The sequence below is a fragment of the Levilactobacillus lindianensis genome, from assembly GCF_003946095.1.
Lineage (GTDB): Bacteria > Bacillota > Bacilli > Lactobacillales > Lactobacillaceae > Levilactobacillus > Levilactobacillus lindianensis.
The window spans coordinates 13,121-28,840 of sequence record NZ_RHOD01000008.1; the positions used below are offsets into that span (position 1 = coordinate 13,121).

Annotated in this window: 18 protein-coding genes; 16 read left to right on the top strand and 2 right to left on the bottom strand. The window is 50.3% G+C overall.

Annotated features, from left to right (window positions below; all coding sequences use genetic code 11):
• Positions 1-51: 51 nt before the first annotated feature.
• The 5 genes from EKM70_RS04545 (at position 52) to EKM70_RS04565 (ending at position 5,426) form a co-directional block, all read left to right on the top strand.
• Positions 52-927: a YitT family protein gene (locus EKM70_RS04545; protein WP_125545676.1), complete on the top strand. Its 876-nt coding sequence runs from the start codon at positions 52-54 to the stop codon at positions 925-927.
• A 366-nt stretch (positions 928-1,293) separates the two neighbouring features.
• The gene (locus tag EKM70_RS04550) at positions 1,294-2,418 is read left to right on the top strand and encodes a CDP-glycerol glycerophosphotransferase family protein (RefSeq protein WP_125545678.1); all 1,125 of its coding nucleotides are present in this window, start codon (positions 1,294-1,296) and stop codon (positions 2,416-2,418) included.
• Positions 2,419-2,439: 21 nt separating this feature from the next.
• Positions 2,440-3,249: an ABC transporter permease gene (locus EKM70_RS04555; protein WP_125545680.1), complete on the top strand. Its 810-nt coding sequence runs from the start codon at positions 2,440-2,442 to the stop codon at positions 3,247-3,249.
• 24 nt (positions 3,250-3,273) lie between these two features.
• A complete protein-coding gene (locus tag EKM70_RS04560) occupies positions 3,274-4,494 on the top strand; it encodes a CDP-glycerol glycerophosphotransferase family protein (protein ID WP_125545682.1) in 1,221 nt (406 codons plus the stop codon).
• A gap of 2 nt (positions 4,495-4,496) precedes the next feature.
• Positions 4,497-5,426 (top strand): deoxyribonuclease IV, encoded by a 930-nt coding sequence (locus EKM70_RS04565; RefSeq protein ID WP_125545684.1) that lies wholly within the window; start codon positions 4,497-4,499, stop codon positions 5,424-5,426.
• A 62-nt stretch (positions 5,427-5,488) separates the two neighbouring features.
• On the opposite strand, the gene EKM70_RS04570 is transcribed toward EKM70_RS04565, so the two are convergent.
• On the bottom strand, positions 5,489-6,316 hold the full coding sequence (locus EKM70_RS04570) for a pyruvate, water dikinase regulatory protein (protein ID WP_125545686.1): 828 nt from the start codon (positions 6,314-6,316) through the stop codon (positions 5,489-5,491).
• Between the two features lie 180 nt (positions 6,317-6,496).
• Here EKM70_RS04570 and rpsU point away from each other — a divergent pair, with 180 nt between their 5' ends.
• Positions 6,497-6,685, top strand: coding sequence for a 30S ribosomal protein S21 (rpsU, locus tag EKM70_RS04575; protein ID WP_011667518.1), 189 nt, complete (start codon positions 6,497-6,499; stop codon positions 6,683-6,685).
• 60 nt (positions 6,686-6,745) lie between these two features.
• Here rpsU and EKM70_RS04580 read toward each other — a convergent pair whose 3' ends face one another.
• Positions 6,746-7,771 (bottom strand): zinc-binding alcohol dehydrogenase family protein, encoded by a 1,026-nt coding sequence (locus tag EKM70_RS04580; protein ID WP_164506332.1) that lies wholly within the window; start codon positions 7,769-7,771, stop codon positions 6,746-6,748.
• Between the two features lie 155 nt (positions 7,772-7,926).
• On the opposite strand from EKM70_RS04580, the gene EKM70_RS04585 reads away from it, so the two are divergent.
• From EKM70_RS04585 to EKM70_RS04630, 10 genes are all read left to right on the top strand, one after another.
• A complete protein-coding gene (locus EKM70_RS04585; RefSeq protein WP_125545690.1) occupies positions 7,927-8,373 on the top strand; it encodes a GatB/YqeY domain-containing protein in 447 nt (148 codons plus the stop codon).
• Between the two features lie 90 nt (positions 8,374-8,463).
• Entirely contained in the window at positions 8,464-8,946 is a 483-nt protein-coding gene (locus tag EKM70_RS04590; protein WP_125545692.1) for a GNAT family N-acetyltransferase, read from the top strand.
• A gap of 98 nt (positions 8,947-9,044) precedes the next feature.
• Complete coding sequence (locus EKM70_RS04595; RefSeq protein ID WP_057878761.1) at positions 9,045-10,031, top strand: PhoH family protein; 987 nt, start codon at positions 9,045-9,047, stop codon at positions 10,029-10,031.
• A complete protein-coding gene (gene ybeY / locus EKM70_RS04600; RefSeq protein ID WP_125545694.1) occupies positions 10,031-10,519 on the top strand; it encodes an rRNA maturation RNase YbeY in 489 nt (162 codons plus the stop codon). The genes EKM70_RS04595 and ybeY overlap by 1 nt, the downstream gene beginning before the upstream one ends.
• Positions 10,497-10,898 (top strand): diacylglycerol kinase family protein, encoded by a 402-nt coding sequence (locus tag EKM70_RS04605; protein WP_125545696.1) that lies wholly within the window; start codon positions 10,497-10,499, stop codon positions 10,896-10,898. The genes ybeY and EKM70_RS04605 overlap by 23 nt, the downstream gene beginning before the upstream one ends.
• Positions 10,899-10,910: 12 nt before the next feature.
• Positions 10,911-11,816 (top strand): GTPase Era, encoded by a 906-nt coding sequence (gene era / locus EKM70_RS04610; protein ID WP_125545698.1) that lies wholly within the window; start codon positions 10,911-10,913, stop codon positions 11,814-11,816.
• Positions 11,817-11,841: 25 nt separating this feature from the next.
• The gene (gene recO, locus EKM70_RS04615) at positions 11,842-12,639 is read left to right on the top strand and encodes a DNA repair protein RecO (protein WP_125545700.1); all 798 of its coding nucleotides are present in this window, start codon (positions 11,842-11,844) and stop codon (positions 12,637-12,639) included.
• Positions 12,640-12,825: 186 nt separating this feature from the next.
• Positions 12,826-13,251, top strand: a complete 426-nt coding sequence (locus EKM70_RS04620) for a MarR family winged helix-turn-helix transcriptional regulator (RefSeq protein ID WP_125545702.1) — start codon at positions 12,826-12,828, stop codon at positions 13,249-13,251.
• Positions 13,252-13,257: 6 nt separating this feature from the next.
• Positions 13,258-14,415 (top strand): MFS transporter, encoded by a 1,158-nt coding sequence (locus tag EKM70_RS04625; RefSeq protein WP_125545704.1) that lies wholly within the window; start codon positions 13,258-13,260, stop codon positions 14,413-14,415.
• 116 nt (positions 14,416-14,531) lie between these two features.
• On the top strand, positions 14,532-15,497 hold the full coding sequence (locus tag EKM70_RS04630; RefSeq protein ID WP_125545706.1) for an aldo/keto reductase family protein: 966 nt from the start codon (positions 14,532-14,534) through the stop codon (positions 15,495-15,497).
• The last annotated feature ends 223 nt before the right edge of the window (positions 15,498-15,720 follow it).

A 15,720-nucleotide genomic window follows, 5' to 3' on the forward strand; every position in this document is an offset into this window, starting at 1 on the left:
CTAAGCCGAGCAATAACAACGATGGAAATAAGTGAGGTCGGGTTTTAAATCATGGATGATGTGCAGCAGTTAATGAAACGGCATACCTACACGACAAAGTTTTCCGTAGCGTTCTTTTATGGATTGCTGGTGTCGATCGCGGTGAACTTCTTCTGGACGCCTGGTAAAATTTATTCTTCAGGGGTGACCGGACTGGCCCAATTGGTTAACACGTTAACCACGGGTCTCGGAGCCTTTCACATCAACACCGCCTTGGGATTGTTCTTGATTAACATCCCCATGTTCGTGTTGGCGTGGAAACAGATTGGTAAAACGTTCACTGTGTTTACCTTTATTTGTGTGCTATTTGCGTCGATTATGATTCGGTTGATTCAACCAATCCATTTAACCAGTGACCCCATTATCTGTGCGATCTTCGGGGGAGCTGTCAACGGCTTCGGAACCGGGTTCGCGTTGAAAAATGGGATCTCTACCGGTGGGTTGGATATCATTGGAATTGTTGTTCGGCGGAAGACCGGGCGAAGCATGGGGACCATTAACATTGCCTTCAACAGTCTGATTGTAATCAGTGCGGGCTTCGTTTATGGCTGGCCGTACGCCCTGTATTCAGCACTGGGACTCTACGTGAATGCCAAGGTTATCGACATGACGTTTACGCGGCAGCAGCGGATGCAGGTCATGGTCATTACGGATCGACCTAAGACGGTTATCGATAGTATTCAGAACCACATGCGACGGGGGATCACGATTGTCCACGGCGCAGAAGGGGCGTACCATCACGATGAGAAGACGATTCTCTTCACGGTGATTACGCGTTACGAAATGGACGCGTTAGAAACAGCAATGGAAGAGGCCGATCCTAAGGCCTTCGTCAGCATCTCCGATACAGTGAAGGTGTTGGGGCATTTCTATGAACCTAAGTGGTAAAAGATCAGAGTGCGCTCAAGGGCGGTTAGCTGGCGAGCATTAAGGCTGATAAGCAGATAATCCTGGTCTTGGATTATTTGCTTATCAGGTTTAAGCGGAACCAGCTGCCCTTGAGTGCACGTTTCGACCACATAAATTCAAAGAACCTAGAACCACAAAAACAAAAATCACCAAAGGTGAGGGACTGTGACCATTGTCATGGTCCCTCACGGTGATCAAATAGGCTTCACGCCCGTTTCTTAAGCCTTTTTAAAATTCTCTAGGTTCACCGGGCAGATGTGGTATAATTCTCGGTGTTATGGGTAGCGAAAATAAGTGATATTGGTGATGAACGTGAAAGAGATTTATTTATGGTTAGTTCGACTAATGTCGCAGCTATGGCGTTGGCAGTCTCGGCGAGATGTGGTTTACCTCATGAGCTTCGACGACAACGTCCCTTTTATACGGGCAATGGCCCAGTCGTTACCGCCAGATCGGCAGTTGTGGGTGCTCTATCGGCCTAAGCAACGTGCTGCGGCGAAACGATTGGTAGCCGACGGGATTCGAATACAAGAATTTCAGGATGGGTTACGGTTCGTGCTGACGGGAATTCCCGTTGTCATGCGGGCCAGGGTCCTATTCTGCGATAATTATTATGCGTTTCTCGGTGGGCTAGCTCATCCGGCAAATCTGCGGATCGTGCAGCTGTGGCATGCCGCTGGAGCCATCAAACGCTTTGGTTGGGAGGATCCCACGACACCAGAACGTTCGGCAAGTGATCAGCGGCGGTTCCAAGCCGTCTATGACCACTTCGACGAGTATGTTGTGGGCGCGCCGGCCATGGCCCAAGTATTTGAACGCAGCTACCGGGCGTCAGCCCAGCGGATGCACGTTCTTGGTTACCCACGTTCCGATCGGTTGTTAGACCCCAACTGGCGAGACCAGACCCACGAACGGGTTGTGCGGTTAGCACCAGAGTTGGTTGACCAGCGGGTTATTCTGTATGCACCAACGTATCGCGAAGGGGTCACATTTACCCCCCCGAAAGGGTTAGCGGAAGCGTTGCGTGCGGATCCTAAGGCTAAGGTGGTGGTTAAGCTCCACCCGGCCCTAGCGAACGCCGCGGAACAGTTACAGCGTGAATTGGGCCCCCAGGTTGTGGTGGCGAAACACCTGAGTACGACGGAATTATTGACGGTTGCCGAAACCTTGGTAACCGATTATTCTTCCGTGGCATTCGACTACAGCCTCTTGCCTAATGCACACAGTTTGCTATTTTATCTTTTTGATTTACCAGCCTATCAACAAAATCCTGGAGTTCAAAGCGACCTTGCTGACTGGCTGCCAAGTCCAATGCTCACGACGAATGCGCAATTGGCAGCAGCAATTACGGCTGACGAAGCGACTGACTTGACTCAGTTTAACCGTCACTGGAATACTGCTAACGACGGTGCCGCTACGACACGGGTTGTCCGGCGTTACGTTGATCTACTTAACGAGGTTAACGATTAAAAATTAAAGGAGTGCAGTGCCTTGAAAGAGGTTATCACCTTATTTAAAGAGCAAATTTCAAGCTTGGGGATTATCTTACGGATCTCTCGTTATGAGGACCAAGCCAGCTATCAGAGTCATTACTTAGGTTTAATGTGGGAATACTTATATCCCTTAATTCAAATCGGGATTTACTGGTTGGTGTTCGGTGTTGGTCTGAAGCATGGTCAACCATTGAACGGGGTCAGTTACTTACCATGGATGGTTATCGGGTACTCGGCATGGTTCTTCATGAACCGGGCAACTTTGGATGCCTCAAAGAGTATCTTCCAACGGGTCAACATGGTGGCCAAGATGAAGTTCCCAGTCTCTGCTTTACCAACGATTAAGATCGTCAGCAATCTGAGTTCTTTCTGGACGATGATGGTCTTCTCCGTCTTCATCGGGGCCTTGAATGGCGTTTACCCCAAGGTGTCTTGGTTACAGTGGATCTACTACTTCTTCGCAATGATCTGCATGTTAGTGGCCTTAGGGATCTTCAACTCTTGTATCAGTGTGTTGGTTCGAGACTACCACATCTTGCTGCAATCCCTGATGCGGATGTTATTCTACATGTCCGGGGTGCTGTTTAACTTCGTGACGACGTCGTTCCCCGCACCATTCGTGCACTTGTTGGAATTGAACCCTTACTACTACATCGTTTCTGGTTTCCGGGAATCCTTCCTGGGAACGGGCTGGTTCTGGGATCGGCCACTGTTGACGTTAGAATTTTGGTTATTCGTGTTCATCGTCTTCTTAGTGGGATCACACCTGCACTTCAAGTTCCGGTCACGGTTCGTTGATTTAATCTAGTTGAATTTGAAAGGAGCACGCGTCATGACTAAGGCAGTTCGCAAGATTACTCAGTCATTGAAGCTAGTTGCTCGTTATGGGCTCATCGTCTTGAACGATGGGCTTATTTGTTTACCCATTAAACAGCGACTAGTCCTCTTTGAAAGCTTTAACGGGAAGGACGTCAACGACAATCCGGCAGCGATTTACCGGGCGTTGGTGGCCAGTGACCCGCGGTATCGCCAGACAGCTTACTTCAGTGTGAAACCTAGGGAGTACGCCAAACTAAGGCGGCAGTATCCTGAGGTCCAATTGGTTCGACGGTTCACGCCTAAATGGGTCTGGCTCATGGCTAGAGCGCAATACTGGGTGTTGAATTCGCGGTTACCCAATTGGTGGCGGTCTAACCGCCACACCCGGACCATTCAGACGTGGCACGGGACCCCGCTGAAGAAATTGGGAGCCGATATCGAACACGTAGCCATACCGGGAACGTCTACAGCTGATTACCATCAGCAGTTTGTTACGGCATCTTCGCGGTGGGACTACCTGATTGCGCCGAACCAGTATTCACGGGATATCTTTAAACGGGCGTTTGGTTATCGAGGACATTTTCTCACGGTGGGCTATCCCAGAAATGATGTACTCTATACCGAAAATCAGCCGGCTAAGTTGGCCGCTCTTCGGCAACGGTTACTGGGGTCGGTGAAAGGCCCCGTCGTGACGTACGCCCCAACTTGGCGTGACGACATGGCCGTGAGCGAGGGCGTCTATCGCTTTGATTTGCCGTTTGACCTGGGGGAGTTCTTCAAGCATGTGCCAGCGGGAACCCACCTGATCATTCGGCCCCATTATCTGGTCAAGGATGCCGTGAATATTCGCGGCTATGAGGACCGCGTCACCGTGTTGGCCGATACGGACATTGCCGAACTCTATCTGATTACGGATCTCCTGATTACGGACTATTCGTCGGTCATGTTCGACTTTGCGAATTTAAAACGGCCCCAACTCTTCTTTGCCTACGACCTGGAACACTATCGCGATCAGCTTCGCGGGTTCTATTTCGACTATCAAAAGGAAATTCCAGGTCCCTTAGTCACCACAGCGGCGGCCTTCTACGACCAGCTGGACGAATGGCGACAACAGGGAGGCTTCCCGGACTATCGTGAGAAACAGGCGGCCTTTACCCACAAATTCTGCGAGTGGGAAGATGGGACAGCCAGTCAACGAGTCGCAGGCTTAATCATCAGTGGAAAGGACGAATAAATATGTCAGAATTTCTAATTGGTTCACACGTCAGCATGAAGGGAAAACCCATGTTTCTGGGGTCGGCCCAGGAGGCGGCTCAATACGGTGAAAATGTCTTCATGATTTATACCGGGGCGCCACAGAATACCCGGCGTAAGCCCATCGAAGAGCTCAACATTCCGGCGGGTCAGGCCTTTATGGCCGACCACAACCAACGCGCAGTGGTGATCCATGCGCCTTACGTGGTTAATCTTGGGAATACGCTCAAACCTCAGAATTTTGGCTTTGCAGTAGCTTTTTTGACGGCTGAAATCAAGCGGGCCGCAGCGTTGGGGGCCACTCAGATTGTCTTGCACCCGGGCGCACACGTTGGGGCGGGGCCAGATGCCGCGATTGCTCAGATTGCCAAGGGTCTCGATGAGATTCTGGCGGCAGCAGATGAGCCGGTTCAGATTGCCTTGGAAACCATGGCGGGTAAGGGAACCGAAGTTGGCCGGAGCTTTGAAGAACTGGCCGCAATTATGGATGCTACCAGCGCCAACGACCGGCTGTCGGTCTGCTTCGACACTTGTCATACGAGCGATGCGGGTTATGACATTGCTACGGACTTTGATGGGGTACTCAATGAATTCGACCATATCATTGGCGTCGATCGGCTGAAGGTCATTCACCTTAACGACTCCAAGAATCCGCAAGGAAGTCATAAGGACCGCCACACCAACATCGGATTGGGAACGTTAGGCTTTGATGTGCTAAATAGCATTGCTCATCATCCCCAATTGACGGCGGTGCCGAAGATTATGGAGACGCCCGTGATCGGTCCCGATCGTAAACACGGTGTCAATCCTCACGGGTACGAAGTGGCCATGTTGAAGGCCCAACAGTTCAATCCAGATTTAGAGGCCGATGTGTTAGCTGGAAATCCGGTAGATGCCTATTTGATTCGATAACACCATAAAAAATCACGTTCTGCCCAACAAAGGCGGAACGTGATTTTAGATTTAGAGTCTGGTTAATCGGTCAAGGAGTGGGGAATCAAATCATAATCTACGCTCTCCATGATGAGCGTAGCGGTCTCTTCAATTGACTTGTTGGACACGTCGATGACCAGGCACCCGATCTTCTTGTAGAGCTGTTGCGCGTAATCGAGTTCTAAACTGATCTTGTCGGTATCTGAATAGGCACTGTCGGCTGGAAGGCCATAGGACAGCATCCGTTCCTGTCGAATCTTACGCAGAATTTCGGGTCGGTTAGTCAGGCCGAAGATCCGCTTGGGGTCAACTTGCCAGAGTTCGTCTGGTAGCTGCGTCGTGGGCCCCAGAGGGAGGTTTGCGACACGCAAGCCCCGGTTGGCCAAGAAGAGTGACAGTGGGGTCTTAGACGTCCGGGAGACGCCGAGAATGACCAGGTCGGCCTTAAGCAGGCCGGTGGGGTCTTTCCCATCATCATAAGCCACGGCAAATTCCATGGCAGCAATGCGGTCGAAGTAGGTGTCATTTAAGTTGTGCACCAGACCGGGGACCTCGACGGGGGTCAATCCCGTGGCCGCTTGCAGGACGCCCATGGCTGGTTGAATACAATCGAATTGTTGTAACCGGTTGGCAGTCGCAAAGTCTTTGACGTGGGCACTTAATTTTGCATTAACCAACGTGTGAAAAATCATGGCACGTTGTTTTTTCGCCAGGTTGAGAATCCCTTCCAGGATGGAATCCGTCTGAATGAAGGGGAAGCGTTGATAGCTGGCTTCGACCTTGGGAAACTGCGAGACGGCCGTCTGGGCCACGGTTAGCGCGGTCTCACCGGATGAATCGGAGATAATAAATATGGCAATCTTTGGCATAGCACCCAACTCCTCTAGTTATTTCTTATAGTGTACCCCGGCGACCAAATCCGTTCAAATTTTATTTGCTGGCATTATTGACGCGGTTTAGCAGTTTATGTATAATAGTTAAGAACCGTTACGCCGATGGATGAAATCCAATTGGTGTTATTATTTGTGCTCGGAGGGAGGGAATTTTATATGGCAAAGACAGTCGTTCGCAAAAACGAGTCTTTTGACGACGCTCTTCGGCGCTTCAAACGTACGGTTTCCCGTAGCGGTACTTTACAAGAATACCGTAAGCGTGAATTTTACGAAAAACCAAGTGTGAAGAAAAAGTTAAAATCAGAAGCTGCGCGTAAGCGTAAGGCCAAAAAGAAGCGTTTCTAAGTTCTTTTTGCAAGCTTAAAGAAAAACCATCAACCGTTTTCGGTTGGTGGTTTTTTGTTGTTACTCGAGTTCGTTAGTCAGGACCACTTTGCCCATCATGTGGTGGCTTTCAACGAGCTGATGGGCGGCTCGTAAATTGGCGGCATCGATGGGATGCAGGGTCTTGGTCAAGGTCGATTGTAATTTACCGTTATCGAGAAATTGGCTAATTTGTTCGAGAATTTCGTGTTGGCTGATCATATCGGCTGTTTGATAGTAGGACTTGGTATACATCCATTCCCAGGCGAAGGTGGCGCGCTTCTGCTTTAGGGCGCGTAGATCGAGGGGCTGGTCGCTTCCCGTAATGGAAACGATGTGTCCGCTGGGAGCAATGAGGGCCGTGATCTCCTGCCAATGCTGGTTGAGGTCGCTGAGCTCTAGGATATAGTCGACGTACTGGTAACCGAGATCACTTACCTGCCGGACGAGGTCTTGCCGGTGGTTGACCACGGCATCTGCGCCATGAGCCTTGGTCCAAGCAATGGTTTCTGGGCGAGAAGCCGTGGCGATGACCTTGAGACCAGCTAGGTGGGCCAATTGCGTCGCCACGGATCCGACGCCACCGGCACCGTTGATGATGAGGATGGTCTTGGGTGCCGGTTCAGCGTCAGGGGTTAGTGGTAGCCCAAGTTGCTCGAAGAGTGCCTCCCAAGCCGTGAGACTGGTTAGGGGCATGGCCGCAATCTCTGCAGGCTTTAAATTCTTGGGGGCGTGACCCACGAGGCGTTCGTCCACGAGCTGGTACTCACTGTCCGTTCCTGGACGAATGAAGGAACCGGCATAAAAGACCCGGTCCCCTGGTTGAAAGAGGTTGACGGCCTCGCCAGTGGCCTCTACGGTACCGTAAGCATCCCATCCCAGGACCTTGGGCTGATCTAGCGGATCTTGAATTCCTTGGCGAACGCCAGTATCGACCGGATTGACCGAAGTTGCGATAATTTTAACCAATAAATCATGGTTAGTGGGTGTCGGTTTCGGTTCGAAGAAGGTCGTAAAACTCTTCGGATCTGCGATCGGCCGATACTGAGTGACACCGATGGCGCGCATATCTGTCATACTAAGACTTCCCTTCATGTTTTCCAGACTACCGCATCGTTCCCGGAAAGACAATTTTAGCCCCTCGGGAAAGGTATCTTTACCTGACGCCACCGCCAATAAGGTGTAAACTTAATCTTAAGATTGAATTTTTAGGAGGAAATGTAATGAGTTTAGAAACCCAACTCAACACTGATTTAAAGACCGCTATGAAGGCTCACGACAAGTTATCCCTGAATGTTATTCGGATGATGAAGGCTGCTTTGACCAACGAAAAGGTTAAGCAGGGCCATGACCTATCAAGTGACGAAGAGTTAACCATTGTTTCCCGTGAGTTGAAGCAACGTAAGGAATCCATGGAAGAATTTGCCAAGGGTAACCGCGACGACTTGGTTGAAGGCGTTAAGGCAGAAATTGCGATCGTTGAAAAGTATGCTCCCAAGCAATTGAGCGAAGACGAAATCACTAAGATCGTGGTTGATGGTATTGCCAAGGTTTCCGCTAGCGGCATGAGCGACTTCGGTAAAGTCATGGGTGTTGTGATGCCACAGGTTAAGGGCAAGGCCGATGGCGCCTTGGTCAACAAGACCGTTAAGGCGCAATTGAACAAGTAATGAAGAGACCCGACGTGGTGTAACAGGCCAACGGGTTGTGGCCGTCACGAGCTCTCGTGGCGGCCTTTTCAATCTGAGGAGGTGGACGCAATGGTGTTAACTTATCAACGGGTGACAACGCCGACAACCGAAGAGAATCGGCTTTTATTGTTGGCAGATCCTAGCCAGCGGTTAATCGATAACTACGTGCCGGTCAGTACCGTTTATGCGGCGAAGGACGTCACGGGTCTTGCAGGGATGCTGGTCTTAAAGCCTCAGGCGCCATTGACAGTGGAAATCATGGCCCTGGCGGTCACGCCGGCTAAGCAACGACAGGGATACGGCCGTGCCTTACTGGTCTTTGCCAAACAGTGGGCCATCGAGCATGGCTATCGCACGGTGCGGATTGCGACAGGAACCACCAGTCTGATGCAGCTGTACCTCTACCAGCAACAGGGATTTCGCGTGGTGCGGGTCGACACAGATTACTTTACTCGAAACTACAGTCAAACGATTCTCGAAAATGGCTTAGTTTTGCGGGATCGCTTGGTGTTGGAACGGACAATTCACTTGCCCAAGTTGCCAATCAACTGAGCACCAGCGACTTTTCACGCCGAATCCTTTTACAATCCCCGGCAGTATGCTAAAATTTGTCTATCAGACACTAATTAAAAACAAAGGAGCCACCGTATTTGACTGAGAACGCAACGATTGAAAAAGAATATATCTTAGAACGGCCCGAGGACGAAATGGGGTTATTGGGCGCTCAGGATCAATTTGTAACGATCCTTGAGGAAGGGCTTAACGTGACGATCAAGCCCTTTGGCAATTCAATCAAAGTCGCTGGTACGACCGAAGCGGTTGACCAAACGTTGGCTATTCTAGGCAACATGAGTGATCTCCTGGCCAAGGGCATCAAGCTGAACAGCGCCGATGTCCTCAGTGCGATGAAGATGTCTCAGAAGGGCACGCTGACTTACTTTAAAGACTTCTACACCGAAACGCTGATTCGTGATGCGAAGGGCCGCTCTGTGCGGGTCAAGAACTTCGGTCAACGCCAGTATATTGATTCGATCAAACACAATGATATTACCTTCGGCATTGGACCAGCCGGGACTGGGAAGACTTTCCTGGCTGTCGTGATGGCCGTGGCCGCACTGAAGAGTGGGGATGTGGAGAAGCTCATCATCACCCGTCCGGCCGTCGAAGCCGGTGAAAGTCTTGGGTTCTTGCCAGGGGACTTGAAGGAGAAGGTCGACCCTTACTTGCGACCAATCTATGACGCCTTGTATGCTATTCTCGGGGCAGAACATACGACGCGGCTAATGGATCGCGGCGTGATTGAAATCGCCCCATTAGCCTATATGCGGGGGCGGACATTGGAATCAGCTTTCGTTATTTTGGACGAAGCGCAAAATACCACGAACATGCAGATGAAGATGTTTCTGACGCGGCTAGGCTTTGGGTCCAAAATGATCGTCAACGGGGATATCTCCCAGATTGACTTGCCCCACAATGCGAAGTCGGGGTTGATTCAGGCGCAACACATTTTACAAAACGTTAAACACATTAACTTCGTCACCTTTAGCTCAGATGATGTGGTCCGGCATCCCGTCGTGGCCAGCATCATCAACGCTTACGAGGCTAACGATACTAAACCAAATGGAGCTAAAAAATAATGGATTTAGAGATTTTTGATAAGACCAAAGATGGCGTGCCTGCAGAGCACGTGAAGCTGATTCAAGACGTGTTAACCTATGCCGGAGACTACCTAAAGTTGGCCGACAATACGGAAATGTCGGTTACGTTAATGAATAACGAAGACATTCACCGGATCAACAAGCAATACCGCGGTGTTGACCGGGCAACCGATGTCATTAGCTTTGCGATTGAAGATGACGACGATGAAGCCGCTGAATTTCCACTTGTCATGGATGACGAGCTGGCAGCGGAGATTCCCGAAAACATCGGGGATATCTTTGTCTCGATGGATAAGGTTGAAGAACAGGCGGAATACTTGGGTCATTCCTACGAACGGGAACTCGGTTTTCTCGTGGTCCACGGATTCCTACACCTCAACGGCTACGATCACATGAAGCCGGAAGATGAAAAGGTGATGTTTAAGCTTCAGGCGGACATCTTGGATGCCTATGGCCTCAAGCGATAAACGAAAACAAACCGGGAAGAATCGGGCCTTTGTTCAGTCGTTGGGTCACGCGTGGGATGGCCTACGGGCCCTGTTTCACTATGAACGCAACTTTCGTAAGCACCTGGCCTTCGGCACGGTAGCCGTGTTGGCCGGCCTGGTCTTACGACTCGATGTTAACGAGTGGTTGTGGCTGATGTTAGCGATCTTTCTGGTGTTAATCGCGGAGACCCTCAATACCATTGTGGAGGCCGTCGTGGATCTAGTGGTGGGGACAACCTATCATGATTTAGCGAAACGTGCCAAGGATGTGGCCGCCGGCGGGGTGCTGCTGGCCGCGACCTTTGCGGTGATTGTTGGGGCACTCGTGATGTTACCAGCGCTGAGTCGTTGGTTTTAAGTGGAGGAAAATATGGATAATCCAAATTACAAATCAGGGTTCGTGGCCATTGTTGGCCGGCCTAACGTGGGGAAGTCAACGTTTTTAAACCGCGTGATTGGCCAAAAGATTGCCATCATGTCGGATACGGCACAGACTACCCGGAACAAGATTCAAGGAATTTACACGACAGACGAAGCACAAATCGTCTTTATCGATACGCCTGGGGTGCATAAGCCGAAGCACAAGCTGGGTGACTACATGGTCAAGTCGGCCCTGTCAGCCTTAAACGAAGTCGATGCCGTGTTGTTCATGATTAACGCCGCCGAGAAGCGGGGAGCCGGAGACAACTTTATCATTGACCGCTTGAAAGATATCAAGGCACCGGTCTATCTGTTAATCAACAAGATCGACCAGATCCATCCCGACGATCTGTTGCCAATCATGGAACAGTACAAGACCGCCATCCCATGGAAGGCCGTTTACCCAATCTCCGCTCTGGAGGGGAATAACGTCGATGAGTTCCTGAGTGATCTGGTTGACCAGATGCCAAATGGGCCGCAATATTACCCCGAAGATCAAGTGACCGATCATCCGGAACGTTTCGTGGTAAGTGAACTCATTCGTGAAAAAATCTTCATGTTAACGCGTGAGGAAGTGCCGCATTCAGTGGCCGTTGAAATCGAAAGCATGAAGCAAGAGGACACGGATCACGTCCACATCGAAGCTACAATCATTGTCGATCGCCCAACTCAAAAGGGTATTATGATCGGTAAGGGTGGAAGCATGCTCAAGAAGATCGGGACGTTAGCGCGTCGCGATATTGAACACTTGCTCGGTAGCAAGGTTTACCTGCAACTGTGGGTCAAGGTTCAGCCCAATTGGCGCGACAAGTCCACGTTGCTGAAGAGCTACGGTTACCGGAAAGACGATCTTTAAAACTGAAGGAAAGTAGGGATGCGGTGTGGCACGTCATGTTACGGATTTTCACGGCATCCTTTTATTTCGCCGTGACTATGCCGAACGAGACTTCCTGGTGAAGTTTTTGACGCAAGAGTTCGGTAAAAAAATGTTTTTGGTTCGTGGAGCTAAGAAACGAGGCTTCAAGATGGTGGCGGATATTCTTCCGTTTACCGTGGGCGGTTATGTCGGTGATATTGCCGACGATGGGCTCTCCTACATTCGAACGGCCCGTGAGACACATCAGTTTCAGAATATCTCTGCCGATATCTTTAAGAATGCCTATGCGACCTACGTCATGAGTCTGGTCGATGCAGCTTTTCCGGATAGCCAACCGTTGCCGGAATGGTATCACAAGGTTGAACGGGCGCTGACGTTGATTGACGACGGGGTGAATGCTGCTATCGTCACCAACATCATGGAGATCCAGTTGATGCCGTCCTTCGGGGTGGCACCGCAGCTCCAGGGGTGTGCGATCTGTGGCCGGAACGATTTGCCATTCGACTACTCGGAAAGTTACGGGGGTCTGTTGTGTCAACAGCATTGGCAACGCGATCCCCGGCGACTCCACTTAGCCCAGCGGACGATCTACTATCTGCGGCAGTTCTCCGTCTTGGACCTAGATCGACTGCATTCCATCAAGGTAAAACCGCAGACGGAACATGCCTTGCGACAACTGATGGATGAGATCTACGACAGTCAGATCGGGGTTCATCCCCGTAGTAAGCGTTTCTTGGATCAGATGCAATCCTGGTCGGCTCGGATGACGATGCCACCGGCAGACAAACCCAAAGAACAATAAGCTTAAAGCGATTCAGACCGACTCCTGGCGAGTGGTTTGAACCGCTTTTTTGGTTTAGATTGGGTGTGCTCTGACGACTAGATGGTGGATGAGATCCAACTGGGGGAAGCTATGGGGATCGGTGTTTGGGGCCGATGCTTTTAAAATTATACAGCTAGTTGTACAATTAACTGTAGAGGTGATCACATGGATAGCAATCAACTGGTGTCTTGGAAACTGGTCCTACTGGGACGGAAGATTCGCAATCGGCGGAATCGGTTCGTGCGACACCTGAATTTAACGAGTGAACAGGCCGATGCCTTACGTTTCTTCGGTGATTTTCCCCACAGCACCATCACCGATTTTAAAGATCGCCAACAGGTGACTCACCAGACAGCTCGGTTAGTTGTGAAGCGGATGGTCGATCGGAACCTGCTGGTGTTAGAAGCCAATCCGGCCGACCGGCGCGAAAAGTTAGTCGGGTTTACCGAAGCCGGGTTAGCGAAACGCCACCAACTAGATGATTACATTAAAGATACGAGTCAAGCCTTATTTACCGGATTTACGGGTGCTGAACAGCAAGCGGTCCTCACTATGTTGGACCGAATCGAACAGAATTTAGAAAGGGACTGAGGGCGTTTGAAGACACGGCTGTATACAAGAGATGTCAAATTGGTTTTGGCGTCGAGTTTTTTCTTCCTGATGAGTCCCATGATGGTCAATCCCATCATCGCTGGCTTCTCGAATAACGTGGGAGCGAACAGTGTTCTCGCCGGAATTGTGGCGGGGATGATGAACCTCACTTCGTTACTGCTACGACCAGTGGCTGGGAATCTCACCGACCGTTTTTCGAAGTATCGGTTGAGTTTGATTGGGGGCAGTCTGATTCTCATTGCCTGTATTGGGTATGGGGTCACGACGTCGGTACCTCTAATTATGTTGTGGCGAGTCGTCAATGGGGTTGGCTATACGTTGTGCTCCGTCTGCATGGCCACTTGGATGGCTAGTCTGCTACCAGCCGACAGAATCGGTGCCGGAATGGGAATCTATGGAATTGCCAATGCCCTGGGAATGGCGATTGGTCCTGCAGTGAGTGTTTACCTGTATCATCGTCTTGGCTATCGTAGTGTCTTTTGGGTGGCCGCAGGCTTTGTGACCTTACTCTTGGTGACCATTCAATTTGTCGGGGATAAGAGTGTTCCGCATCCCGATTATCAAAAGACTAAGCGACAGCACCCGAAGATTCGGTTGGTTCAACCCAAGGTCGTACCGGTTGCCGCCATTCTCTTGCTGTTTTCACTTCCTTACTTTGCGACGCAGACCTATATCGTGAGCTACGTCTTTCACCGGGGGTTTGCGATCCCAGCCGGGGCCTTCTTCCCGGTCTACGCGTTGGTGTTACTGGCCATGCGGCTCATTCTTCGCGACGCCTTTGACCGCGTTCCCTTTAAAAAGTTTTTTTGGATCTGTCTCGGTTGTAACCTCATTGGGATCGTCGGCCTAACCGATATGGATAATTGGCTGATGCTCATCGTCGGCGCTGTGGGTCTGGCTGCCGGCTATGGTCTGATGTTTTCCATTTGTCAGGCTAAATCGCTGACATTGGTTCCTAAGGCCGATCGGGGGTTGGCCAACAGTACCTTCTACATTGGGATTGACCTGGGGATGACCCTGGGACCCATGCTGGCGGGGGTCATCACAACCTATCTACCATGGTCCTGGCTCTATCCCGTCATGGCCGTGACCTTACCGGCAATCGCGCTGGTTTACTGGGATAATCGCCGAGGATTGGCCTGAAATAGTGGCCGGCCTGACTGAATAATTGGTCGCACGAGTTCAGACGTGGTAAACTAACTTCATATCGTTTTCTAATCAAAATCTTATTGTTTTCCAATGAATAGGAGGGCGTACAGATGAAGTATCGGCAATTAGGCAAGTCAGGTTTAAAGGTGAGTGAAATTGCATTAGGAAGTTGGTTGACGGATGTCAGTGATCCGGCCAAACAGGAACTGGCAGCGCAGAGCGTCCAATTAGCCTATGACCGTGGGATTAATTATTTTGATTGTGCGGATGTGTATAGTGGCGGCGGGGCCGAACGGTTTCTGGGCCAGGCGTTGCAACAGTTTCCCCGTAAGGAATTGGTCGTCTCGAGTAAGGTTTATTTTCCTTCAGGCAAAGGGGTTAATGACCGCGGCCTGTCGCGGAAACACATTACCGAGTCGATTGATCAGTCATTGACTAATTTACAAACAGATTATTTGGATCTGTATTTCTGTCATCGTTTTGATACCCAGACACCGTTGGCAGAGACGCTGGAGACCTTGAGTGGGTTAGTCGACCAAGGAAAGATCCTGTATTACGGGGTCAGCGAGTGGACACCGGTACAGATTCTTAAGGCAGAACTGATTATTCAGGAACGGGGACTCCACCCGATTACCGTGGTGCAACCTGAATACAACCTCTTTGACCGCTACATTGAACATGAATTGTTGGATTTGTGTGGCGAACTGGGTTTGGGGGTCGTGCCATTCTCGCCACTGGCTCAGGGCTTACTGACGGGTAAATACCGTCAAGGACAGCCGGTTCCAGCGGGGTCACGCGGATCGTTCCAACCAGACTTACAGGCACAGTTAGTTCCTGAAAATCTAGCGAAGGTTGAAGAACTGTCGAAGATGGCCGCAGAGTTAAATACGGACCTGGCAACCTTTGCTTTGGCTTGGGACAAACGAGATGCCCGAATTTCCAGCCTGATCATCGGCGCCAGTAAGCCAGCCCAGTTACAGAATAACTTGAAGGCTGTTGATTTGGAGATTCCAGCCGAATATGAAGCGCGGATTGACAAGTTATTTGGATTCAAGAAGTTTTTCCGCGAAATTTAAGAGACAGATGGTGTCACATTCGAGTTAATCACTCGGATGTGACTTTTTTGTTGGCGAGAGGGTCGAACTGGCAAACTTATCAAATATTTATGAAACTATCACATTTTTACGAAAGTGCTTACTCTCAAAGAACGCGTTACGGTGATAAAAGTCAGGGAAGCCTGGCACTTTAATGGTTGGCTAATTTAAACTAAAAATAGTTTTATGGGGTGACAATTGGTTA

Bases quoted from the DNA above. Each gene is read 5' to 3' on its own strand.
- EKM70_RS04565 (WP_125545684.1), top strand. From the start codon at position 4,497: ATGTCAGAATTTCTAATTGGTTCACACGTCAGCATGAAGGGAAAACCC.
- EKM70_RS04605 (WP_125545696.1), top strand. From the start codon at position 10,497: ATGCCTATGGCCTCAAGCGATAAACGAAAACAAACCGGGAAGAATCGG.
- ybeY (WP_125545694.1), top strand. From the start codon at position 10,031: ATGGATTTAGAGATTTTTGATAAGACCAAAGATGGCGTGCCTGCAGAG.
- EKM70_RS04570 (WP_125545686.1), bottom strand. From the start codon at position 6,316: ATGCCAAAGATTGCCATATTTATTATCTCCGATTCATCCGGTGAGACC.
- EKM70_RS04590 (WP_125545692.1), top strand. From the start codon at position 8,464: ATGGTGTTAACTTATCAACGGGTGACAACGCCGACAACCGAAGAGAAT.
- EKM70_RS04585 (WP_125545690.1), top strand. From the start codon at position 7,927: ATGAGTTTAGAAACCCAACTCAACACTGATTTAAAGACCGCTATGAAG.
- EKM70_RS04620 (WP_125545702.1), top strand. From the start codon at position 12,826: ATGGATAGCAATCAACTGGTGTCTTGGAAACTGGTCCTACTGGGACGG.
- EKM70_RS04580 (WP_164506332.1), bottom strand. From the start codon at position 7,771: ATGCGCGCCATCGGTGTCACTCAGTATCGGCCGATCGCAGATCCGAAG.
- EKM70_RS04550 (WP_125545678.1), top strand. From the start codon at position 1,294: ATGTCGCAGCTATGGCGTTGGCAGTCTCGGCGAGATGTGGTTTACCTC.
- rpsU (WP_011667518.1), top strand. From the start codon at position 6,497: ATGGCAAAGACAGTCGTTCGCAAAAACGAGTCTTTTGACGACGCTCTT.
- EKM70_RS04545 (WP_125545676.1), top strand. From the start codon at position 52: ATGGATGATGTGCAGCAGTTAATGAAACGGCATACCTACACGACAAAG.
- EKM70_RS04560 (WP_125545682.1), top strand. From the start codon at position 3,274: ATGACTAAGGCAGTTCGCAAGATTACTCAGTCATTGAAGCTAGTTGCT.
- era (WP_125545698.1), top strand. From the start codon at position 10,911: ATGGATAATCCAAATTACAAATCAGGGTTCGTGGCCATTGTTGGCCGG.
- EKM70_RS04630 (WP_125545706.1), top strand. From the start codon at position 14,532: ATGAAGTATCGGCAATTAGGCAAGTCAGGTTTAAAGGTGAGTGAAATT.